19 protein-coding genes and 1 tRNA gene are annotated in these 24,688 nt (G+C 40.1%); 14 read left to right on the forward strand and 6 right to left on the reverse strand.

Translation table 11 applies throughout. The features are described from left to right. The 3 genes from Xhom_RS16235 to Xhom_RS16245 form a co-directional block, all read left to right on the forward strand. Positions 1–220: hypothetical protein (locus Xhom_RS16235; RefSeq protein WP_169928467.1), on the forward strand; the 220-nt coding region annotated here is incomplete at its 5' end. An 18-nt stretch (positions 221–238) separates the two neighbouring features. After that, the gene (locus Xhom_RS33535; RefSeq protein WP_211287898.1) at positions 239–1,468 is read left to right on the forward strand and encodes a phage tail fiber protein; all 1,230 of its coding nucleotides are present in this window, start codon (positions 239–241) and stop codon (positions 1,466–1,468) included. Between the two features lie 217 nt (positions 1,469–1,685). Continuing rightward, complete coding sequence (locus tag Xhom_RS16245; RefSeq protein ID WP_069315889.1) at positions 1,686–3,620, forward strand: DNA topoisomerase III; 1,935 nt, start codon at positions 1,686–1,688, stop codon at positions 3,618–3,620. 180 nt (positions 3,621–3,800) lie between these two features. Here Xhom_RS16245 and xthA read toward each other — a convergent pair whose 3' ends face one another. Next, on the reverse strand, positions 3,801–4,607 hold the full coding sequence (xthA, locus tag Xhom_RS16255) for an exodeoxyribonuclease III (RefSeq protein ID WP_069315888.1): 807 nt from the start codon (positions 4,605–4,607) through the stop codon (positions 3,801–3,803). Positions 4,608–5,259: 652 nt separating this feature from the next. On the opposite strand from xthA, the gene Xhom_RS16260 reads away from it, so the two are divergent. Continuing rightward, complete coding sequence (locus tag Xhom_RS16260) at positions 5,260–6,123, forward strand: helix-turn-helix domain-containing protein (protein WP_069315887.1); 864 nt, start codon at positions 5,260–5,262, stop codon at positions 6,121–6,123. 417 nt (positions 6,124–6,540) lie between these two features. Here the strand turns inward: Xhom_RS16260 and Xhom_RS16265 are convergent. The 3 genes from Xhom_RS16265 to Xhom_RS16275 all read right to left on the reverse strand — a co-directional run bounded on the left by Xhom_RS16265 (position 6,541) and on the right by Xhom_RS16275 (position 8,207). Then, positions 6,541–6,625, reverse strand: a tRNA-Tyr gene (locus Xhom_RS16265). A gap of 203 nt (positions 6,626–6,828) precedes the next feature. Then, a complete protein-coding gene (gene purU, locus Xhom_RS16270; RefSeq protein WP_069315886.1) occupies positions 6,829–7,677 on the reverse strand; it encodes a formyltetrahydrofolate deformylase in 849 nt (282 codons plus the stop codon). Positions 7,678–7,745: 68 nt separating this feature from the next. Further along, positions 7,746–8,207, reverse strand: a complete 462-nt coding sequence (locus Xhom_RS16275; RefSeq protein ID WP_145957469.1) for a YchJ family protein — start codon at positions 8,205–8,207, stop codon at positions 7,746–7,748. Between the two features lie 153 nt (positions 8,208–8,360). Between Xhom_RS16275 and rssB the strand changes: the two genes are divergently transcribed. From rssB to Xhom_RS16295, 4 genes are all read left to right on the forward strand, one after another. Beyond that, positions 8,361–9,386: a two-component system response regulator RssB gene (gene rssB, locus Xhom_RS16280; RefSeq protein WP_069315884.1), complete on the forward strand. Its 1,026-nt coding sequence runs from the start codon at positions 8,361–8,363 to the stop codon at positions 9,384–9,386. Between the two features lie 231 nt (positions 9,387–9,617). Then, positions 9,618–10,535, forward strand: a complete 918-nt coding sequence (gene galU / locus Xhom_RS16285) for a UTP--glucose-1-phosphate uridylyltransferase GalU (RefSeq protein WP_069315883.1) — start codon at positions 9,618–9,620, stop codon at positions 10,533–10,535. Between the two features lie 24 nt (positions 10,536–10,559). Then, entirely contained in the window at positions 10,560–11,903 is a 1,344-nt protein-coding gene (locus tag Xhom_RS16290) for a UDP-glucose dehydrogenase family protein (RefSeq protein WP_069315882.1), read from the forward strand. A gap of 8 nt (positions 11,904–11,911) precedes the next feature. Next, positions 11,912–12,922, forward strand: a complete 1,011-nt coding sequence (locus Xhom_RS16295) for an NAD-dependent epimerase (RefSeq protein WP_069315881.1) — start codon at positions 11,912–11,914, stop codon at positions 12,920–12,922. Between the two features lie 239 nt (positions 12,923–13,161). On the opposite strand, the gene hns is transcribed toward Xhom_RS16295, so the two are convergent. Continuing rightward, positions 13,162–13,566: a histone-like nucleoid-structuring protein H-NS gene (hns, locus tag Xhom_RS16300; RefSeq protein ID WP_069315880.1), complete on the reverse strand. Its 405-nt coding sequence runs from the start codon at positions 13,564–13,566 to the stop codon at positions 13,162–13,164. A 642-nt stretch (positions 13,567–14,208) separates the two neighbouring features. On the opposite strand from hns, the gene Xhom_RS16305 reads away from it, so the two are divergent. Next, entirely contained in the window at positions 14,209–14,805 is a 597-nt protein-coding gene (locus Xhom_RS16305) for a thymidine kinase (protein WP_069315879.1), read from the forward strand. 107 nt (positions 14,806–14,912) lie between these two features. On the opposite strand, the gene adhE is transcribed toward Xhom_RS16305, so the two are convergent. Further along, positions 14,913–17,579 carry a bifunctional acetaldehyde-CoA/alcohol dehydrogenase gene (gene adhE, locus Xhom_RS16310; protein WP_069315878.1) on the reverse strand — a complete coding sequence of 889 codons (2,667 nt, stop codon included), beginning with the start codon at positions 17,577–17,579 and terminating at the stop codon, positions 14,913–14,915. Positions 17,580–18,074: 495 nt separating this feature from the next. On the opposite strand from adhE, the gene Xhom_RS16315 reads away from it, so the two are divergent. The 5 genes from Xhom_RS16315 (at position 18,075) to oppC (ending at position 24,680) form a co-directional block, all read left to right on the forward strand. Continuing rightward, positions 18,075–18,719 (forward strand): YchE family NAAT transporter, encoded by a 645-nt coding sequence (locus Xhom_RS16315; protein ID WP_069315877.1) that lies wholly within the window; start codon positions 18,075–18,077, stop codon positions 18,717–18,719. Positions 18,720–19,325: 606 nt separating this feature from the next. Beyond that, positions 19,326–20,966, forward strand: a complete 1,641-nt coding sequence (locus Xhom_RS16320; RefSeq protein ID WP_069315876.1) for an ABC transporter substrate-binding protein — start codon at positions 19,326–19,328, stop codon at positions 20,964–20,966. A 140-nt stretch (positions 20,967–21,106) separates the two neighbouring features. Beyond that, the gene (gene oppA, locus Xhom_RS16325; RefSeq protein ID WP_069315875.1) at positions 21,107–22,753 is read left to right on the forward strand and encodes an oligopeptide ABC transporter substrate-binding protein OppA; all 1,647 of its coding nucleotides are present in this window, start codon (positions 21,107–21,109) and stop codon (positions 22,751–22,753) included. Between the two features lie 83 nt (positions 22,754–22,836). Continuing rightward, a complete protein-coding gene (gene oppB / locus Xhom_RS16330; RefSeq protein ID WP_069315874.1) occupies positions 22,837–23,757 on the forward strand; it encodes an oligopeptide ABC transporter permease OppB in 921 nt (306 codons plus the stop codon). Between the two features lie 14 nt (positions 23,758–23,771). Continuing rightward, positions 23,772–24,680 carry an oligopeptide ABC transporter permease OppC gene (oppC, locus tag Xhom_RS16335; RefSeq protein ID WP_069315873.1) on the forward strand — a complete coding sequence of 303 codons (909 nt, stop codon included), beginning with the start codon at positions 23,772–23,774 and terminating at the stop codon, positions 24,678–24,680. Positions 24,681–24,688 lie beyond the last annotated feature (8 nt).

The following is a 24,688-nucleotide window of genomic DNA, read 5'->3' on the forward strand; positions in this document are numbered from 1 at the left end:
TGCCAGACCGATGGTGCATGTCAACCGGCTGGCGAAGCTGGTTAAAAATGTCGGCGGAAACTCATGGCGCTTTGCGGATTCGGGCTTTGCCTTTTCCGGCAACACTATTTCAATCAGTGAGGCGGGTAAGATGGATTTTGAATACTTTCAGGCGGACCATTTTAGTTACAAACCCATCGACTACGACATCTACGCGATTAATTTCGACGACTACTTCTAACCTTTCAGGAATACCTTTATGTACTATGCACAAGGCACGATTTCCACCGTGTCCGGCTCGGCTATTATCCGGGGCACGGGCACCCGGTTTAAAGACAACATCAATGGCGTGGCACCGGCGCAGCTTATTTTAATTCAGTCCGACCAGGGCAACCTAATCCATCTGATTCAGGCGGTGAACTCGGATACCGAACTGGTCCTGGCCGATAACGCCACTGTCACCCTGAATGCCGTGAAATACCAGATTCAGACCACGCTCCCGGATTCCGTCTCCGATGGGGTCCGACATCTGGTGGCGATTAACGCCTATATCATCCAGTTCCTCCAGAACATGGATGCGTGGATGGCCCAGAATGACGTGGTGAATGTGACGTTGCCGAACGGCCAGACGGTGGCGCTGCAATCGATTCGGGCACTCTATGCGGCGCTGGCGGGGAAGCTGGAGAAGAGCCAGAACGGGGCAGACATTCCGGATAAAGCGGCGTTTGTGGGGAATCTGGGATTTATGAGGGATGTTATTCGACAGGATTTAGCTAACGGAGGCGTGCAAAAAATACAAAGCGGGCTCATAACCAATGGTTATCTGGAGGCGGCTGATGAGATTTCCTGTCGTACAGATGACGCGAGAATGAATCTAAAAACGCGTGACGGCGTACCGCATATGGTTTACAAATGGGGGGATCCTAATTGGCACAGCATGAATTTCCCCCGAGGCAGTGGCACCGTATTATCTTTAGGCGCCAATTGCTGGCGTGATAATAGTGGTTATATCAGGCAGGGTTCCCCCATTATCATCATTCACCCCGATGGCACTGTTATCACCAATGACGAATCCGAAGGGGCCACGGTTACTAAACTTGGCCTCGGTCACTATCGGGTCTCCGGTGTACTGGGCTATAACGCCGATGGCGCATGGGGGGTGCATGGCGGTATCAGTGTGCCCCGTGACATCAACGGCAATGAACTGGTGTATGTCGAGGATAAGGTGCTGCCGGATGGGGCCATCGACATCAAAGTGACGCACCGACAGAACACCCACATGCCTGCCCGCCTACAGAACCGGCGTATCAAGTCCATGGAGGCACAGACCTATTACACCGAGGATGAGCCGTGTGACTTACCCGCCGGTACGCGCTTGGACGTCCGTGTCCAGATGCCAGAGGATTCGGTGTGGAATGTGAGGCAAGGGAAGGCGGGGCTAAATCAGATATCAAATGGTCTGAGCAACCGGAGTAAGGGGAAGGGTTAGCAAAATCCTCCGTATATCCTCGCCCATTACGGGCGGAGATATAAGAAATACTTGGAGATGTAATGAAAAATGGCATAACCGCTGATATATTTGTTTATTAATACAAATGAACTCAGAAGATGTTTTTACCAAAGGGTTTTGATAAACAGGACAATATACAGGATAATATTTAGTGTTTAACTAAAATTTAAATTTAAAATCAAATAGATAAAATCAAATGCGTCTTTTTATTGCAGAAAAACCTAGCCTTGCGAGAGCCATAGCGGATGTTTTACCGAAACCTCATCGACGTGGGGATGGGTTTATTGAATGCGGTAATAATCAGTTTGTTACCTGGTGTGTTGGTCATCTATTGGAGCAGGCTGAGCCAGATGCTTATAATAGCCGTTATGCTCGCTGGGTATTGGCTGATTTGCCGATCATTCCTGAAAAATGGCAGTTAAAGCCACGCGCTGAGGTGGCTAAACAGCTCAACACGATTAGATCCCTGTTGGGCAGGGCAAACGAAATTGTTCATGCAGGTGACCCTGATCGTGAAGGGCAATTGCTGGTGGATGAAGTGCTGGATTTTTTGGAGCTGGATTCCGAAAAAAAGCAAAATGTCCAACGTTGTCTGATCAATGACCTGAATCCTCAGGCAGTCACAAAGGCAATTGAACGGCTGAGAAATAATCGGGAATTCGTTCCTCTGTGTGTTTCTGCACTCGCCAGAGCCAGAGCGGATTGGCTTTATGGCATCAATATGACCCGCGCTTATACATTATTGGGCCAGAATGCAGGTTATCAGGGGGTATTATCGGTTGGCCGTGTCCAAACACCTGTTTTGGGGCTGGTTGTTCGTCGTGATGAAGAGATAGAACATTTTGTGCCAAAAGATTTTTTTGAGGTTAAAGCACATATTGTTACGCCAAATACAGAGCGATTTACCGCTTTATGGCAGCCGAGTGAATCTTGTATTGATTTTCAGGATGAAGAAGGGAGAGTTATTCATCGGCCATTGGCAGAGCATGTTGTGGCACGCATTACTGGGCAACCCGCCAATGTCACTGCATATCAGGATAAGCGGGAATCAGAAACGGCACCATTGCCTTTTTCACTATCGGCCTTGCAGATTGAAGCTGCTAAGCGTTTTGGTTTGAGTGCTCAGAATGTACTGGACATTTGTCAGCGACTGTATGAAACCCATAAGCTGATTACTTATCCACGCTCTGATTGTCGCTATTTACCAGAAGAGCATTTTATGGGACGTCATGCAGTCTTGAATGCTATTTCGGTTCATTCTGCATATTTGCTTCCGCAAAGTTCTTTAGATATGGAGAAAAAGAACCGTTGTTGGGATGACAAAAAAGTTGATGCTCACCATGCAATTGTTCCAACCGCCCGCAGTAGCCAAGTCAATTTGACTGAGAATGAAAGCCAAATTTACAGTTTGGTTGCCAGACAATATTTGATGCAATTTTTCCCGGAGGCAGTGTTTCGTAAGTGTACAATTGAACTTGATATTGCCGGTGGAAAATTTATCGCTAAGGCACGCTTTTTGGCGGAAGCTGGCTGGAGAACCTTACTGGGTAACAAAGAACGGGATGAGGAGAATGAAGGTACTCCATTACCTGTGGTTGCTAAGGGTGATGAGCTTTTGAGTGAGAAGGGTGAAGTGGTGGAAAGACAGACACAACCACCACGGCCTTTTACTGATGCGACATTATTATCTGCAATGACGGGTATTGCACGATTTGTGCAGGATAAGACATTGAAGAAAGTGTTGCGAGCGACAGATGGTTTGGGTACAGAAGCGACTAGAGCAGGGATTATTGAACTGTTGTTCAAACGGGAGTTTCTGTACAAAAAAGGACGGCATATCCATGCCACACCTGCTGGACGGGCTTTAGTCCATGTATTGCCGGATATGGCTGTATTGCCGGATATGACGGCACATTGGGAGTCTCGATTGACGCAAATCAGCGAAAAGCAATTTCGTTATCAGGATTTTATGTTACCTCTTCAAGAAACATTGCAACAATTGATTTGGCAGGCAAAACAATATCGTAATTTGAAAGCATTCAGAGATTTGCCTCCCGTTCCCAAGAAAGGGAAAAAAGGAAAACAAGGAAAATTCAGCAAGACAAAGACAGATATACCCAATCAGGCATAACAAAAATGATAACACAGCACCATAATTGACGGTGCTGTGTTTTATCCTCGTCATCTTCCAAGTTACAACTTTGTTGGTTACGCTTACTCCTCCCAATCATATAGTGGTTTATGCTCCTGAATATTTTCTCCCAAAACATAAACGCTGCATCTTGAACTCCATTGAGTATATATCAGGTAATTATATTGCGAATTCTGTCCAAACAGGGGCATGATCAGACGGTTTTTCCATGCCGCGAATATCATAATCGATGCCAGAAGAGATACATCGTGCTGCTAATGGCTGGCTGGCAAGTAGCAAATCAATGCGTAACCCACGATTATCATCAAACCCTTTTGAGCGATAATCAAACCAGGAAAATTGATCATTGATTTCGGGATGCTGCGTCCGAAATGTATCAACAAGTCCCCAATTTTTAAGTCGTGCCATCCATTCTCTTTCTTCCGGTAAGAAAGAACATTTGCCGGTTTTTAACCAACGCTTTTGGTTATTTTCGCCGATCCCAATATCGAGATCAGTTGGGCTGATATTCATATCTCCCATAATAAGAATATGTGATTTTGGGGTGTGATTACTTTCTAGGTAGGTTTGTAAATCCTGATAAAATTTTTCTTTGGCAGGAAATTTAACCGGGTGTTCACGACTTTCTCCCTGGGGAAAATAGCCGTTGATTACGGTTAATAAACCGATAGGTGTTTCGATATCAGCCATAATAATACGACGTTGTGCATCATCATCATCGGTAGGGAAACCTTTACGAACATCTACAGGTTGTTGTCGGGTAAGTAGAGCGACGCCATAGTGTGATTTTTGACCATGATAGAAGACGTGATAACCGAGTTTGCTCACCTCTTCTAACGGAAACATTTCGTCATGGACTTTTATTTCCTGCAATCCGATAACATCTGGTCGGTGTTGTTCAACAATGGCAGATAGCTGATGAGGACGTGCTCGCAACCCATTAATATTGAATGAGATAAATTTCATATCGTTATAATAACCTTTGGAATATACTGATTTTTAATGTTAACAGATATAAATAAATATGTAACCATTTATTAAATAATAGAATTTTCATAGTTGCATTGATATATCGCTATTTTACTCCTATATGTAATACTATATTGAGTGTAATACATTCTTTAGCCAAAATTTTGAGTGTCGAATCGTTTTTTTTAATAATAAAAACCCCCTAAACTAATGTGTGGTAAATTAAAGAATATATAATAATCGACTAGTTATAATTGGTTATATTAAACATGAGATATTATCTTTTTTTACAAGGTTTTTTACCTTGGAATTTATTTTATGTCATGAGTTACAAAAAATAATTAATGAAAAAGTAGAAGAGTTAATCAATCTCTGATAGAAAATTGAACTTGTAGGCCATGGTTATATTTATTAACGGCTTACAATCACGGTGGAATATTCATCATGATATAGGTGAATTATATAGTTCATCTAAACCGCATTATTGCATCAGGGACTGGCATTTTATATAAATGCCATTTGAAAAATAACAGTTTTTATTGTACAAAATTATACCTTCATAATATCAAGTTTGATTTAGCGGTTACCTGATGAGAAGGCCATTTCAAGGATATTATTTTAGCCACAAGTTACATAGGAACGGTGAATTATGTTTTTTTCTCGTAAATTAGAAGCATTCATGGCGGTGGTGGAAATGGGTTCTTTAAGCAAAGCGGCAAGAGTGATGAACCGTACGACTCCCCCAGTCGCTAAATCAATTAAAGACTTTGAAGCGACGTTAGGAAAGCGCTTATTTAAAAGGGAGAAGTTTGGGATGATTCTGACCAAAGACGGAGTGGAGTTATATAATGACCTAAAAGAGCTGTATTTGAAAGAGAAAGAAATTACAAAGAAACACATCAGCGGAAGTATTTGTAACGTTGTAAATATATACCATGATTGGGGTAAGAAAAAGCATCTGATTTCGCTTTATAAAGCAGCAGACAGAAATAATGCTCAGGTTAATATATTACGCTTCGGTTATGATAACATCGATGAAATAGTTGATTACGAGGGCAATACGATAATTTTAAGTTCAGAAAAAATACTTAGTGATCGCTTCAGCCTTGTACGGAAAATTGATGGACCAAACTTGGGGATCTGCTGCCGTAAAGAGTTATTGGATGAAGTGAATAACGATGTGACTCAATTACTTAAAAAGAGAACATGGTTATGTGATCCAGTACTCTATAAAGGTAATTTGGTAAAGAATTTGGAAGAGGAGATGATAAAAAGTGGGGAGAAGGTCAACATTCGACAAATGGATAATATAGAATGCTGCCTTAATTTTATTCAGTCAACAGATTATATCTGCATTACAGACTCTCATTCGGGTGCATTGGAAGAGGGAGAAAGCTTAGGCTTTATTCCAATATCACGACCTGACGCAGTTAATCAGTGTTATGTCTACAAATCAAAGTCTCATTCAAGCGTGTTAAATCGTTTCATCGATTCTGTCAGCGATATGGAGTGACAGATTGCATAAGCGGAGCGAACTGTTTATGCTTTCCTGCTCCGCTATTGATATTGTAAGTGCATTAAATTTCATTAAATTAGTCGTTAATCTAATTTGTTTTCTCCAAACAATATAGTCATGAGTTTCGATAGTTGATGAAAGCAATGGAATTATTATTTGTTGTTTTTTAATGCATTAAAAGCTTGGAATGGATTTTTGATAGTGGTGAGGAAGGATGAATAGTCATTTCGTTCCTCACCTTCGGGCCAAATCACACCTCATATCTTCTTATTTCACTACATTCACTTTCACACGCTATCATCATTGTTATTTTGCTGCGCTTAATCAGAGACTGAGTCGAAGGTCCTCTTTTTTCTTTAATGAAAATCATGTGATTGTTCTAGAATTTGTTGGGCGTAAAGAAGAAATCTTTGATGGTGGTGGGGGAAGGATTCGAACCTTCGAAGTCTGTGACGGCAGATTTACAGTCTGCTCCCTTTGGCCGCTCGGGAACCCCACCAAATTTTTGAGTTGTATACTGTCGTTAGCAGCGGACGGCATAATATCAAATAAGCCGCCGCTGTAAAGTAGATAATTGAAAATAAAGTATCAAGTGTTGTTTTTTTGAACTTTATGATCAACTCTTGGTCTGCCGGGACATCACAGAAATAACTCGCCATTTAATCTATGATATATAACAATTAACAAATACTTTATTGCTTATTAAAGGATAACAGTACGATTACCGTATACAAAGACTCGCTGAGAAAATACACAGTGTAAGGCTTTGCTTAACACGTTTTTTTCAACATCACGTCCTGCCCGCATCATCTCTTCAGCAGTATAAGTATGATCCACATTTATTACATCCTGAGTGATAATTGGTCCTTCATCCAAGTTATTATTTACATAATGAGCAGTAGCACCAATAATCTTCACACCACGTTCATACGCTTGATGATAAGGGCGCGCACCGATAAATGCAGGTAAGAATGAGTGGTGAATGTTGATTATTTGATTTGGATAATGCTGAACAAATGCTGGTGTCAAAACTCGCATATACTTAGCGAGCACAACATAATCAGGTTTATATTGATCGATTTGGGCCATCAATGCTTCATCATGTTGCTCGCGGGTTAAACCTTCATGGCTGATGTGGTGAAATGGAATGCCGAATTGCTCAACTAATTGTTGTAGGATCGTATGGTTGCCGATAACAGCAGCAATTTCGACATCCAGCCCATCATAGGCGCTTTTTACCAGTATATCACCAATACAGTGCGCTTCTTTTGTCACCATCAAAACGATACGACGACGGCCCGCAGTATTTAATTCACGGCTTGAGCCAGCGGGTAGGGCATCATCTAAATCTGCCAAAAATGTTTCATCATTGAAAATACCTTCCAATTCTGTGCGCATAAAAAAACGACCGGTAAGATGATCCACAAACTCATTATTTTGAACAATATTTAATTGATGTTTGTAGCAAATGTTAGTGATCTTTGCGATTAATCCTTTAGCGTCAGGACAAATTGTGCGCAAGATCTTTTTTTGTATGTTTGTGTTTTGCATGGATTGAGAAATCCTCAAATTTTCTTCATGGTGTGGTGAATTGTGATGCTTGATCGTTAGATAGTAATTTAACTACAGCACTTCTTGTATTTTTTTCCTGAGCCACATGGACAAGAACTATTTCGACCTACTTGAGGACGAATTCCATCGATATAAAACCAATGTTGGTCAATGAGTAAAAAACGTGAGCGTTCATGAATCAATTGTCTATCTTGCTTTCCCTGTTCAATAAAGCAAGCTGAAAATTCGACATGAGCTTCATCATTATGTTTACCCGGACTCGTTTCGAGAACATTTAATCCCAGCCATTGTACACTCACAAAACCTTGTTCTATTTCTGTACGCCAATTTTCAGCCTGACAATCAGGATGCCAAGTAGCAATGAGATAATTTGCATTTTGTGTGACATAAGCACTGTATCTGGAACGCATCAAAGATTCAGCATTTGGAGCAGGGTGATGATTTTCGAGATAAAGATTACAGCAATGAGTGAAAGGTGTTCCACTGCCGCAGGGACACATTTTTGTCAAAATAACTCCAATTATTTAAGGTGGCTGTTGTTAATATAAGCAATATTGCAAAGATATGTAAGAGTATAAATTGTACTGACCTATTGGGCTATCATCGGCTGATGATACTCGAATATGGGCAATGGTCGCAACGCTTGGTAAGGGGCCGCCGTTATGGAAAAGGTACTGAAAGGAAAGAGGATATTAGTTGTAGAGGATGAGTCGGTTTTTGGTTCTTCAATTGTGGGTTATCTGAATTCGTTGGGGGCGATAACGGCGAGTGCATCAAATGGGCGGGTGGCATTACAGAAGGTAGAGGAAGAGATGGAGCCTGAACTCATCTTTTGTGATTTGGATATGCCCATCATGAATGGCTTAGAATTTATTCACAATATGGCGAATAAAGGATTGGCTATCCCCATCATTATTGTTTCTGCAACAAATAAAATGATGGAGATCGATAATGCGTTGCGTCTTGGGGCGACAGATATCTTGTTAAAACCGATAGCTAATTTCAATGAGATAAAAAAAATTGCGTTGAATTATTTGTATCCAAAATTATTTTCTTCTGAGCTCATAGAGCGAAGCCAATTGAGACAGGAGTTTATGGTATTAAAACATAATACATCCACTATCTGGGGATTATTAAAACAATTACAACCGCCTGTTTCTCAGGTTATCGCTAACTGTAGGATAAATTATCGGCTGTTGAATATCGCAGGTAAAACCGGATTAGTTTTCGATATTGCTGCACTGTCTGAGAAGGAAATGATCTTCTACTGTCTTGATGCTAGTCATTCAAAAGACAAAAGTGCTAGTTCTGCACTACTATTGAGAGTAGCTTTCAATCATTTGTTGAAGAAGAAAAAGTTTAATAAAAATAATGAATTGATTGACCTGCGTAACATCACGAATTGGCTGAACCGGATATTAAATAATGAAGATGCAGCAGAACCGCTTCCTTTACTGCTGGGTTATTATGATACATGCAATAAGACTATTTTATTATCGTCAACCGGATTAAATGCACATATTCAATCTGGTAATCAACAGAAACAGTTAGATAGAAGAGCTTCCTTTGGTACATTGAAGGTCAAGCATTTAAGGCATATTGTAGAGCAAAATTCTTTTTGGCAATGCCGAGTGTGGAATAGTAGGAACCAAATAAAACTGATATTTTCCCCGCTATCTTGTCAGTGATTTTATAACATTTACACCTCATTTCATGAGGATATTAGGCATTTAAACACGGACATATGATTAAAAATTTACGCACTGTATATCTGGTTGAATTAACTGGTATACTCGTGCGCGTTATTTTTATGAATGCAGATTTTCTGCGTAGATACGATTTTTTCAGAGAGTTAGTGCTATGTTTTAGCTGTACAGAAATTTGTCCAGAAACAACATAGCAGTAGGAGACAATATAGAATGTCAGCAATAAATAAAAAGGTAAGAAAAGCTGTTATACCTGTCGCTGGTTTGGGGACTCGGATGTTGCCGGCTACTAAAGCGATTCCTAAAGAAATGCTTCCGCTAGTCGATAAGCCGCTGATTCAGTATGTTGTCAATGAATGTATCAAAGCAGGCATTAATGAAATTATTCTGGTAACACATTCATCTAAGAACTCTATAGAAAACCATTTTGATACCAGTTTTGAGTTGGAAGCGATCCTTGAAAAAAGGGTCAAGCGCCAATTACTGGACGAAGTACAATCGATTTGCCCAAAACACGTAACGATCATGCAAACTCGCCAAGGAATTGCAAAAGGATTGGGGCATGCGGTGTTATGTGCCAAACCCCTTATTGGTGATGAGCCGTTTGCGGTTATCTTGCCTGATGTTATTTTGGATGAATACAGCATAGATTTGTCAAAATATAATTTGAGCGAAATGTTGTCACGCTTTAATAGTAGTGGGGCAAGCCAGATTTTGGTAGAGCCTGTTCCTGTAGAAAGTGTCTCGGATTATGGCATTGTTGATTGTCTGGGCGAAGAGCTACAGCCCGGTGATAGTAAACCCATTGCTCGTGTGGTTGAAAAACCGAAACCAGAAGAGGCACCATCAAACCTTTCCATCGTTGGTCGCTATGTTTTGTCTGAAAAAATCTGGCCATTGTTGGCGAAAACGGCACCAGGAGCAGGAGATGAAATACAACTGACAGATGCCATTGCCATGTTGATGGAAAAAGAAGCGGTTGAAGCTTATCATTTGCAGGGCCGCAGCCATGATTGTGGTAATAAATTGGGTTATATGCAGGCATTTGTTGAATATGGCATGAAACATAAGGAACTGGGTAAATCATTCACGGATTGGGTCATGGCTTTACAACATCAGATTGAAAAATAATCTACTAGTAATTTAAGGTGTTATATGAAAGTTACTGTATTTGGTATTGGCTATGTAGGCTTAGTTCAAGCCACCGTATTTGCAGAAGTTGGGCATGATGTACTTTGTGTTGATGTTGATGCAAAAAAAGTCGAGAACCTGAAAAATGGTCATATCCCTATTTTTGAACCAGGTTTGGTACCTCTGGTAAAGAAAAATCATACTGAAGGGCGTCTGAATTTTACAACGGATGCCAAAGCGGGTGTTGCACATGGCAAATTACAGTTTATTGCAGTAGGAACACCTCCTGATGAAGATGGATCAGCCGACCTTCAATATGTCACGGCCGTAGCTCGGACCATTGCAGAAAATATGGATGGCTATAAAGTTGTTGTTGATAAATCAACTGTGCCAGTAGGGACTGCGGATAAAGTTAGAGCAGTGATGCAAGCAACATTAGCACAACGCAATATGGAACTTCCGTTTGATGTTGTCTCCAATCCTGAGTTTTTGAAAGAAGGTGCCGCAGTTGCCGACTGTATGCGACCTGAACGTATTATCATTGGCTGTGATAATGACGATGTGGTGGATATCATGCGCGAACTGTATGAGCCATTTAATCGTAATCACGATCGTATGATAGTCATGGATATCCGCAGTGCGGAACTGACGAAATATGCTGCTAACTGTATGTTGGCAACAAAAATTAGTTTCATGAATGAAATTGCCAATTTGGCTGAAATGCTGGGAGCCGATATTGAAAATGTGCGTCAGGGAATTGGTTCTGATTCACGTATCGGGTATCACTTTATTTATCCTGGCTGTGGATATGGTGGTTCATGTTTCCCGAAAGATGTTCAGGCATTGATCCGGACTTCAGAACAAATTGGCTATACTCCAAAAATTCTTCAGGCAGTGGAGCTGGTTAACGAAAAACAAAAAAGTAAATTGCCTACTTTTGTTAAACAGCATTTTGGTCATGATTTATCTGGCAAAACGTTTGCTATTTGGGGATTGGCATTTAAACCTAATACAGATGATATGCGTGAAGCATCAAGCCGTGTGTTAATGGAAACATTATGGGAATGTGGCGCTAAAATACAGGCGTATGATCCGGAAGCTATGCAGGAAGCTCAGCGTATTTATGGGCAACGTAATGATCTCTCTTTAATGGGAACAAAAGAGGCTGCATTAAAAGAAGCCGATGCTTTGATTATTTGTACAGAATGGCAAAATTTCAGAGCACCTGATTTTGATGTGATTAAGGATTCATTAAAAACACCTGTAATTTTTGATGGACGTAATCTTTATGATCCTGAACGTCTGCAATCACGTGGGTTTACATACTATGGTATTGGTCGTGGTGCCTCTATCAATCCGGTTATTTGAGTTATGATATGAAATTCTTAGTTACAGGTTCTGCTGGTTTTATCGGTTTTCATGTTAGCCAGCGATTATTGAATATGGGTCATGAGGTTGTCGGTATCGATAACCTTAATGATTATTATGATGTTAATTTGAAGGAGGCGAGATTAAATTTATTACTCCCTCATTCGAATTTTAAATTTGAAAAATTAGATCTAGCAGATAGAGTTGCTATCCCTGAATTGTTTGCTAAACACCAATTTCAGCGAGTGATTCATTTAGGTGCTCAGCCAGGTGTTCGCTATTCAATACAAAACCCAATGGCATATATTGATGCCAATATTGTCGGTCATATCAATATCCTTGAAGGATGTCGTCATAATCAGGTAGAACATTTATTATATGCATCTTCAAGTTCAGTATATGGGCTAAATAAAAAGCAACCGTTTTCCACTGATGATTCAGTTGATCATCCCGTTTCTTTATATGCGGCAACAAAGAAAGCTGATGAGTTAATGTCTCATAGCTATTCACACCTTTATCAACTCCCCACTACCGGGTTGCGGTTTTTTACTGTATATGGGCCATGGGGGCGTCCTGATATGGCTTTGTTTAAATTCACTAAAGCTATGTTAGAAGGTAAATCCATTGATATTTATAATCATGGTAATATGGTGAGGGATTTCACATATATTGATGACATTGTTGAATCTATAATCAGATTGCAAGATATCATTCCTGCATCCAATAAAGACTGGCTAGTTGAAGATGGGCAGATATCTGCCAGTTCTGCACCATATCGTGTTTACAATATTGGTAATGGTCAGCCGACAAAACTGGGCGATTTTATTGAAGCCATTGAAGTTTCATTGGGAATAAAAGCAAAGAAAAACTTTATGGATATTCAGGATGGTGATGTGTTATCAACATGTGCGGATTCCAGCGCACTTTACAATAAAATTGGTTTTTCCCCCGATACTCCGGTGAAGGAAGGGGTGAAGCGGTTTGTCGATTGGTATTTAGATTTTTATCAGAAGTCGTGATAATGAGAATATAGAAAAGGAGCTATTAGCTCCTTTTTTATAAGTCTATGTTAATAAAAAACTAAGTTAGTGTTAAATTTTTCTTTAACACATAGAGAATATGATAACGACTTAGTCGCTAATATAACTCATGGTGTTGCTACATCAGCCAGTAATTAACCTAGCTCTAGTTATATTAATCATAAAACAAAAATACCCTTGATTGGGTATTTTTGTTATTTGGCTTACAAAGCAACTGATTAGATTAGGAAATCTTCCAGTGTTTTGCCTTCTTCATCAATTGCTTTTTTGATTACAGCTGGAGTACGGCCTTGGCCAGTCCAAGTTTGAGTTTCGCCATCGCTATCAACGTATGAATATTTAGCTGGACGTGCAGCACGTTTAGATTTACTTGTAGCTTTACCACTTAAAGCGTCAACTAAATCGCTTAATTCAATACCGTCTTTTTCCAGCATTTCACGGTATTCTTGAAGTTTACGTGTACGTTCTTCTATTTGTGCACGAGCTTGGCTTTCTTCATCACGACGTTCTTCAACAACAGTCGTAAGTTTTTCCAGCATTTCTTCTAAAGTAGTCAGTTCACATTCTCTTGCTTGTGCGCGCAAGGTACGGATGTTATTTAAGGATTTTAAATTTTCGCTCATTGTCCTGGTCTCAAATTATAATGATGATGGCTGATGTAGGGATAATAATAGAATGCTATTTTATTTTCTGCAATAGTGAATTTACTTTCTCAGACTAAAACATATCATTTTAAAATGCAATTTTTCATATAATCGATATATTGCGTTTTAATTCTGCTATTGGGATTATCATTTTCCAATAACCATTGAGAGCCGATTACTGTAAAGTTGAGTAAGGGATGCAACGTATAAAACTAATTTATAGTCAATCTGTAAGGAATGTTAACTATTCTTCTGGAAATAAGTTAATGGATAAGTATGAGATGAATGTTTTTTATGGGTAATCGGTTAGTTATGATTATAGAGAGGTGAGTTGAACAAAAGTAAACCATTATGATTATTAATATGCAAAGAATGGATGTGGAAATAACTATATTCTTTTCGATGTTAAATTCGTTCATTAGTCGTGCAGAAATCGCTTATGGTGCTGATTTTATATGCACAAATGTGATGATTATCATGAAAATAATTTTTTCTTATTCACTCTAATTTCTTTCTTCTACCCCACATTTGACAATAACAAGGATAATTTCAATCAGAGTTTATGGTAAACTTACGGCGATATATCACCTGATTAAATTTGACAAGAGGATGGAAGGGCCAATGGCTCAGCTTTATTTTTATTATTCTGCCATGAACGCAGGGAAATCAACTTCTTTATTGCAATCTTCCTATAACTATAACGAAAGAGGAATGAGAACACTGATTTTTACAGCAGAAATTGATACCCGATTTGGTAAAGGAAAGGTCAGTTCCCGTATTGGCTTATCCGCTGAGGCTTTGTTGTTTTCACCAGAAACAAATATTGCTGAACTTATCAGAAGAGAAAACGAAGCAGAAAAAGTCCACTGTGTTTTGATTGATGAATGCCAATTCTTGACGAAAGAACACGTCGAGCAACTCTGTGAAATTGTAGATTATGACGATATCCCCATTCTTTGTTATGGGTTACGAACAGATTTTCAGGGCGAATTATTCAGTGGAAGCCATTATCTCCTCGCGTGGTCGGATAAATTAGTAGAGTTGAAAACAATCTGTCATTGTGGCAGGAAAGCCAGCCATGTATTGCGTTTTGACAGCGATGGGAACGTTGTTTACGATGGTGCTCAGGTTGATATTGGTGGTAATGAAAAATACGTTTCTGTATGTCGTAAACACTATATTGACGTTATTCGTAAAGCTAAGGCGAAACAGGGCTAACGGGTAGCAACATTAAATCAATTGGATAAATTTCATCAAATTTGAGCATGAAATAATAAAAAGGCGCTGGGTTGCCCCAACGCCTTTTAAGTTACATCAGCTTATCATTATGATTGTCTCTTATTATTCTTTTTATTTGGTTTTACTTCCTCCTGAGATAAGGACGATTCTGTAAATTCACGGCCATAGAAAGAATCTAACAACAGTTGTTTCAATTCTGAAATGAGTGGATAACGCGGATTAGCGCCGGTACATTGGTCATCAAATGCATCTTCTGCAAGTTTGTCTATTTTCGCGAGAAAATCAGCTTCCTGAACACCTGTTTCACGTATTGATGTCGGGATGCCTAACTGGAATTTCATTTCTTCCAGCCAAGCCAGAAGCTTTTCAATTTTGGCCGCCGTTCTATCATCGGATACAGTTAATCCCAAATGATCTGCAATTTCTGCGTAGCGACGTCGTGCCTGTGGGCGATCATATTGACTGAAAGCCGTTTGCTTTGTTGGATTATCGTTAGCGTTATAGCGGATCACATTACAGATTAACAAAGCATTAGCTAAACCGTGTGGAATATGGAATTCAGAACCAAGTTTATGGGCCATTGAGTGACACACACCCAAGAATGCGTTGGCAAAGGCAATACCTGCAATTGTTGCTGCATTATGGACACGTTCGCGAGCAACAGGGTTTTTTGCACCTTCATGGTAGCTGGCTGGCAGGAAATCTTTCAATAGTTTCAGCGCTTGTAATGCTTGACCATCAGAATATTCATTGGCTAAAACAGAAACATAGGCTTCTAGGGCGTGAGTTACTGCATCAAGTCCCCCAAAGGCACACAGCGATTTTGGCATCGCCATGACGAGGTTTGCATCGACAATCGCCATATCGGGGGTTAGAGCGTAATCTGCTAACGGATATTTATGCCCCGTGATCTCATCGGTGACAACAGCAAAAGGTGTAACTTCTGAACCTGTACCAGAGGTTGTGGTAATGGCAACCATCTTGGCTTTTACACCCATTATCGGGAACTTATAGATACGTTTGCGGATATCCATAAAACGCAATGCCAGTTCTTCAAAATGCGTCTCAGGGTGTTCATACATCACCCACATGATTTTGGCTGCATCCATGGGAGAACCCCCGCCGAGGGCAATGATGACATCAGGTTTGAACAGATGCATTTGCTCAGCGCCTTTGCGAACAATGCTTAACGTCGGATCGGCTTCAACTTCAAAGAAAACTTCAGTTTCTATACCGTGAGATTTCAAGACGTTGATAACTTGATCGGCATAGCCGTTATTAAACAAAAAGCGATCTGTCACGATGAAAGCACGTTTTGCACCATCTGTAGCTACTTCTTCTAATGCTATAGGCAAAGAACCACGTCGAAAATAGATAGATTTTGGCAATTTATGCCACAACATATTTTCGGCTCTTTTGGCGACAGTTTTTGTATTAATCAAGTGCTTTGGCCCCACATTTTCGGAAATAGAGTTACCTCCCCAAGATCCACAACCCAGCGTGAGAGAAGGTGCTAGTTTGAAATTGTATAAAGCTCCAATACCGCCTTGGGATGCAGGTGTATTGATCAGAATACGGGCTGTTTTCATCCGATCGCCGAAATATTTAATCCGTTCAGCTTGATTATCTTGATCGGCATAGAGACATGACGTATGCCCAATACCGCCCATTTCAACTAATTTTTCAGCTTTTTCAACGGCATCTTCAAAGTTTTTGCCGCGGTACATGGCAAGTAGTGGCGATAACTTTTCATGGGAAAAAGGTTCGGCTTCACGGACCAGAGTCACTTCACCGATAAGAATTTTTGTATTCACAGGGACGTTGATACCAGCCATTTCCGCAATTTTTGTGGCTGACTGACCGACAATGGCAGCATTTAAGTTACCATTTTTCAAAATAATATCTTGAATGGCCTTCAGCTCTTTCTCTTGGAGGAGATAGCCTCCGTGGGTTGAAAAACGTTCACGGACCTGCTCATAGACAGAATCAACAACAATGACAGATTGTTCTGAAGCGCAAATTACCCCATTATCAAATGTCTTGGACATCAGAATGGATGCGATAGCACGCTTAATATCCGCTGATTCATCGATCACCACAGGCGTATTTCCGGCACCGACACCAATCGCGGGTTTACCTGAACTATAGGCGGCTTTTACCATTCCAGGGCCGCCTGTTGCCAAAATCAGGTTAATGTCAGGGTGATGCATCAACGCATTTGAAAGTTCAACTGACGGTTCATCTATCCAACCGATTATGTCTTTTGGGGCCCCAGCTTCAACCGCTGCTTTCAGGACGAGTTCTGCCGCATGATTGGTTGCCTTTTTGGCACGTGGATGAGGTGAGAAAATAATACCATTGCGGGTTTTCAGGCTGATGAGTGCTTTGAAAATTGCAGTGGATGTCGGGTTTGTTGTTGGAACAATACCGCAAATTAGGCCAATAGGTTCAGCAATAGTAATGGTACCGAAAGTATTATCTTCAGATAAAATGCCGCAGGTTTTATCATCTTTATAGGCGTTATAAATATATTCAGAAGCGAAGTGATTTTTGATCACTTTATCTTCCACAATTCCCATGCCTGATTCAGATACAGCTAATTTCGCCAATGGAATACGCGCATCTGCGGCAGCAAGGGCTGCCGCCCGGAAGATACGATCAACTTGTTCCTGAGAAAAATGAGAAAACTCGCATTGGGCTTTTTTTACGCGAGCAACTAATTCATTAAGTTCAGTGATCTGAGTTACAGCCATAAAAATTACTCCTGATGATAAATGTTAAATTTTCTAAGGAAATTAGCTGCAAGATTATTAATTCATTAAATAATATCATGAAATTAATTTTCTTATAATTAATCTCATTTATCGCCAATCACCTTTAAAAACCAATTAACCAAATGATTAAATTGGAAATAATTAATTTGGTTGAAATTCTATATTGAAGATAGATTACCATTTGTAGGCTTTTTAATAGTGATTTAGATCATGAAAACATTAAGCTGACTCAATTCAGCTTGTCGATTTAACAATAATGATTTTCAATCAAATTATGAAAATAAATTTAAATATTTATTTAACCTTATTAGTACAGTTTATTAACTTGGCTTTTATCCAGTTCCTTATCGAGAGGTTCATTTATTGGCAAAATCGCTGGGTTAATTGATTTAACGTAACGAAAAGCCGCTGATTTACTGTATTTTCTTAGTTGTTGTTATAATTTTTATTATTTAACTCTAAAAGGAGGTAGTTGTGGATGAGTCATTACTGGGGGTTGCTGGATATATTAAATTTTTTATGGGATTGTTTGCGCTAGTAAATCCAATTGGTGTTTTACCTGTTTTCATTAGTATGACGAATTATCAGACAATGGAGGGGCGTAATAAAACCAATCTCATCACAAATTTATCTGTTGCTATTATCTTGTGCATTTCATTGCTGGTTGGTGATTCAATCCTTTATGTGTTTGGTATTTCTATTGATTCGTTCCGTATCGCTGGTGGGATGTTGATAGTAACAATTGCGGTGTCGATGATTAACGGTAAATTGGGAGAGGATAAACAGAATAAACTGGAAAGATCAGAATCAGCAGTGAGAGATAGTGTTGCTGTTGTTCCATTGGCATTACCTCTTCTGGCGGGGCCGGGGGCTATTAGTTCTTGCATGGTATGGAGTGCACGTTATCAAGGATGGCAAAATTATTATGGATTAGCATTAACCAGTTTGTTATTTGCCTTTTGTTGTTGGTTATTATTCCACTCGGCATCTTTGTTGGTAAAGGTTTTGGGACAAACAGGCATTAATGTGATTACTCGAATTATGGGATTACTGTTAATGTCGCTGGGTGTCGAGTTTATTGTTACTGGGGCAAAAGCTTTGTTTCCGGGCTTGCTGTAATACAGTAAAGATAACTTATGTGTTCATTTGGAATGTTACGATAAAGATATGCAATTTTTTCCTTAAACAGGAAATAAATTGGCTATAAATTCACTAATAAATGTGCAAATAAAGTTCAATTGGTCAATAACACCATTTCGGCATAATTTTCTAAAAACCATTGTTCATATTTTATTCCTTTTTAATCTACGTCTCCTCTACATCATACTGTAATTTTTCACACTACTTTACTTTCTATAATCTTATCTGACTGGTGTCTTATCTGAATGTTTTGTGATGAAGATAGGTTTTTACTCTGTGATGATTGCTTTTTGTTAAAATAATGTTTATTTTCTCTTTCGATAGCATTTTATGGCTTTTATATTGAAAATATAAGATTAACTTGATGATTTTAAAGAGATTGTGTTTGGTTTGATAATGTGTTCTCTATAAAAATCACGAATTAGCTTAGTGTGTTAATGAATCTATTATAGAAAGCCTATAACAATTATTATACATGGACTTATTTTTAACAACTCAATTGTAATTTGTTAGCTTCATGAGTCAATTATTGGAGTTAGTAGATTAAAAAAACGATTTATTTGCTGTTAATGGCTTGGAGAAAAAATGAGAAAAAAACCATCAAAGTTGGGACAGTTGATTTCAAGTATCGTTTTATTGTCGTTTCCTATTACACAGAGTTTTGCGGTCACCGTTCCTGTGGGGGGAGCACTTGCTGAAAAACAAGAAGTAACGGTTAATAATGGCGTTGAAGTGACTTCACTCGATCCACATCAAGTTGAAGGTCATCCAGAAACTGTCGTTATCCGTAATCTGCTGGAGGGACTGGTAACGACAGGGCCAAGTGGCGAAACCATACCAGGAGTGGCAGAACGATGGGAAAACAAAGACTATACAGTATGGACGTTCTACTTACGTGCCGATGCTAAATGGAGTGATGGCAAACCTGTTACTGCGCAGGATTTTGTTTATAGTTGGCGGCGTCTTGCGGATCCAAAAACAGGGTCGCCTTATACCAGTTATTTGCAGTATGCCTATGTTCAGAACATCAACGACATTCTGAAAGGAAAAAAATCACCAGAACAATTGGGTGTCAAGGCATTGGATGATCGCCGTTTCCAAATAACTCTCAGCCAACCAGTCCCTTATTTGATCGATATGTTGAGCCATACAGCGGTGAAACCCGTCAGACAGGATGTGGTTGAAAAATGGGGTGTTAAATGGACACTACCGGAAAACCATATTGGCAACGGTGCTTATATATTGAAAGATTGGGTCGTCAATGAACGCATTGTGTTAACACGTAACCCGCAGTATTGGAATAATAAAGAAACCATCATTGAAAAAGGTACTTTTCTGCCCATTGTTTCAGGGATCAGCGATGTTAACCGTTATCGTAGTGGGGAGGTGGATATCACTAATAGTGCCATTCCACCTGATTTGTACCAAAAGATGAAACGGGATGTTCCTGATCAATTGCAAGTCTCACCTTTCTTGTGCACGTTTTATTATGAAATCAATAATCAAAAACCGTTGTTTAAAGATAAACGGGTGCGGGAAGCGATAAAGCTGAGTCTTGATCGGGATATTATCACGGAAAGAATTATGGGGCAGGGGCAAATTCCAGCCTATAGTTTTACTCCGACTTATATTGGTGGTGGCCTGGCTATTCATCCTGAATGGGCAAGTTGGACACAAGAACAGCGTAACCAACGAGCAAGGGAACTGTTGAAAGAAGCTGGTTTTGATGCCAGTAATCCCCTTAAATTTACTTTGTTATACAACACATCAGAACAGAACAAACAACAAGCCATAGCTGCGGCCTCTATGTGGCAGAAAAATATTGGGGCAAAAGTCACTTTACAAAATCAAGAATGGAAAACCTCTCTCCAGAATCGCCATCAGGGCAATTATGATGTCGCAAGAGCAACATGGTGCGGTGATTATAATGAACCTTCTGCTTTCTTAAATACGCTATTGTCAAATAGTAGTAACAATACCGGTTTCTATCAAAGTCCTGTTTTTGATAACTATCTTAATCAGGCGCTCGCCGCTAAAGATGAAGCAACACGTAAAGAATTTTATCAGTTGGCCGAAGCTCAACTTGATAAAGATTCTGGGCTGATACCGGTTTATTACCGTGTCAGTGTACGTCTCATTCGTCCGACGGTTGTGGGAATGACAGGAAAAGATCCCCTTGATTACGTTGATCTAAAGAATTTGTATATTAAAAAAGTGAATAACTGATTGTTATCACAATGCACTGTTTTGAAAAAATCTGTCTTGCTGTAAACAAAATAGTTCCATTTTGGATACGAATAATAACCATTCTAATGCGTGGATATGGCATCCATGGATCAGATGATATCAATTGGAGTAAGAAGAAGATGATAAACACAACACATAAAAAACTTGCTGCTGGCATTACAGTAGCTTTAGGCATAATGATGGGGGGGCAGGCTTTTGCAGCGGAAGTTCCTGCTGGTGTGCAATTGGCAGACGCTGCAAAACAGGTGCTGGTCCGCAATAATAGCTCAGAACCCCAATCATTGGATCCACATAAAATTGAAGGTGTGCCAGAATCCAACATCGCCCGTGATTTGTTTGAAACGTTGGTGATTAATGACCCCGACGGAAAAATTATCCCCGGCGTGGCAGAACGTTGGGAGCATCAACCCGATTTTAAAGTGTGGACATTCCATTTACGCAAAGACGCGAAATGGTCTAATGGTGACCCTGTCACTGCAGATGATTTTGCTTACAGCTTCCGCCGATTAGTAGACCCAAATACAGCATCCCCTTACGCAAGTTTTATGCAGTATGCTCACCTTCTGAATGTTGATGATGTCATCAGAGGCAAACAAAAAACCGAAACGTTGGGCGTGAAAGCATTAGATGATCATACATTACAGTTAACATTAAGTGAGCCTGTTCCTTATCTGGTCAAGTTATTTGTCCATACAAGTACATCACCTGTCCATCGTGCAACGGTAGAAAAATATGGCGAGAGATGGACACAACCCCAGAATTTCGTTGGTAATGGTGCTTATAAAGTCAAAAGTTGGGTGATTAATGAACGTATGGTTTTCGAACGGAACCCGTACTATTGGGATAATAAAAATACAGTCATTAATCAGGTCACTGTTTTACCCATTTCTTCTGAAATCACGGATGTTAACCGATATCGTTCCGGCGAAATTGAAATGTCTTACGATAATTTACCCGTTGAATTGTACCAAAAGCTGAAAAAAGAGATCCCCGAACAATTGCGTGCAAATCCGAAATTGTGCACTTACTACTATGAAATCAATAACGAAAAACCACCATTTAACGATCCACGAGTACGTACAGCACTAAAACTGGGAATGGATCAAGACCTTTTAACTAATAAAGTAAAAAATCAGGGTGATATACCTGCTTATGGCTATACACCGCCATATATTGCTGATTTTAAAGATGAGAAACCAGAGTGGTATGTCAAATTAAATCAGCAACAGCGTAATGAAGAAGCGAAAAAACTGTTGGCAGAAGCTGGATTTACCAAAGATAACCCGCTGAAAATGAAATTGCTGTACAACACGTCTGATCTGCATAAAAAATTAGCCATTGCTGCTGCTTCTGTTTGGAAAAAGAATATCGGTGTTGACGTTTCTCTTGAAAATCAGGAGTGGAAAACCTTTCTTGATTCCCGCCATCAGGGTAATTATGACGTTGCCCGCGCAGGATGGTGCGCTGATTATAACGAGGCCTCTACGTTCTTGAACCCTATGCTATCCAATAGCAGCAACAACACTTCTCACTATAAGAGTAAAGAATTTGACGCATTAATAAAGCAATCTCTCGAAGCTAAAACGGATGAAGAGCGTGCTGAAATTTATGCTAAGGCCAATGCTCAACTGGATAAAGATTCTGCCGTTGTCCCCGTCTTTTACTACATGAATTCTCGGTTATTAAAACCTTATGTAGGTGGTTATACCGGTAAAGATCCATTAGATAACTTCCATACCAAAGATTTATACATAATAAAACACTAGGGAACTGGCAGGTGACTCATTTGAGTCACCTATTTGTCAGATAATTAAAAGGCTGAGGTTTGGCCAAACAATAGGAACGGGCAATGCTAAAATTTATTTTACGCCGCTGCTTAGAGGCGATCCCGACACTTTTCATTCTCATCACGATTTCGTTTTTCATGATGCGGCTTGCACCGGGCAGTCCATTTACGGGCGAAAGGAAATTACCGCCAGAAGTGATGGCGAATATTGAAGCGAAATACCATCTGAATGACCCTATCTATAAACAATATTTCAGTTACTTAATCCAGCTTTCCAAAGGGGATTTTGGTCCTTCATTTAAATATAAAGACTACAGCGTAAATGATCTGGTTGCAGAAGCTTTGCCTGTTTCTGCTAAATTAGGGCTTGCTGCCTTTGTTATGGCGGTAATATTTGGTGTCAGTGCGGGAGTCATTGCAGCATTGAACCAAAATACAAAATGGGACTACACGGTGATGGGGTTTGCCATGACGGGGGTTGTGATCCCCAGCTTCGTGGTTGCTCCCTTATTAGTTTTGATATTCGCCATCACATTAAAATGGCTACCGGGGGGAGGATGGAATGGTGGAGCACCGAAATATATGCTCTTGCCGATGGTCGCACTTTCCCTTTCCTATATTGCCAGCATCTCCCGTATTACCCGTGGTTCTATGATCGAAATCTTACATTCCAACTTTATTCGTACAGCACGAGCTAAGGGTTTGCCATTACGGAAAATTATTTTCCGCCATGCACTAAAACCAGCTTTATTGCCTGTGATTTCTTATATGGGACCTGCATTTGTCGGCATCATTACGGGTTCCATGGTTATCGAAACTATTTTCGGTTTACCTGGGCTAGGGCAATTGTTTGTTAATGGCGCATTAAACCGAGATTACTCATTGGTGCTTAGTTTGACGATTCTGGTGGGAGGCTTGACGATTATGTTTAATGCTATCGTTGATGTGCTGTATGCCGTCATTGACCCGAAAATTCGTTATTAAGACTGGAGCACGCAATGTTGATGAATAAAAAAAATAGCGAAGCTCTGGAAAATTTTTCTGAGCAACTGGAAATCGAAGGTCGCAGTTTATGGCAGGATGCACGCCGTCGTTTCGTGCATAACAAAGCGGCGATTACGAGTTTGTGTATTCTGTTTTTGATTACATTATTTGTGATTTTAGCTCCGATGCTGGCTCAATTTACTTATGATGATACAGATTGGAACATGATGACGATGCCACCGGATTTTGAATCTGGTCACTATTTTGGCACAGATTCATCAGGACGTGACCTACTGGTGCGAGTTGCCATTGGTGGGCGTATTTCACTGATGGTTGGGATCGCCGCTGCCTTGATTGCTGTATTACTTGGCACCTTGTATGGTGCGATGTCAGGCTATCTTGGCGGTAAAATCGATATGGTTATGATGCGTTTGCTGGAAATCCTTAACTCATTCCCATTCATGTTTTTCGTTATCCTCCTCGTTACTTTTTTTGGTCAGAACATTCTGTTGATTTTCGTTGCGATAGGTATGGTGTCATGGTTGGACATGGCGCGTATTGTTCGCGGTCAGACATTGAGCTTAAAACGTAAGGAATTCATTGAAGCGGCATTGGTTGGTGGTGTGTCTACCCGCCATATCGTGTTGCGTCATATTGTGCCAAACGTCTTGGGTGTTGTCGTGGTTTATGCCTCATTGCTTGTACCCAGCATGATCCTGTTTGAATCCTTCTTGAGCTTCCTTGGTTTGGGAACCCAAGAGCCTCTCAGCAGTTGGGGAGCTTTATTAAGTGATGGTGCCAACTCAATGGAAGTCGCTCCGTGGTTACTTTTGTTCCCTGCGGGTTTTCTGGTAATGACTCTGTTTTGTTTTAACTTTATTGGTGACGGCCTGCGAGATGCCCTCGACCCGAAAGACCGTTAAGGAGAGCC

Source organism: Xenorhabdus hominickii, from assembly GCF_002632725.1.
Lineage (GTDB): Bacteria > Pseudomonadota > Gammaproteobacteria > Enterobacterales > Enterobacteriaceae > Xenorhabdus > Xenorhabdus hominickii.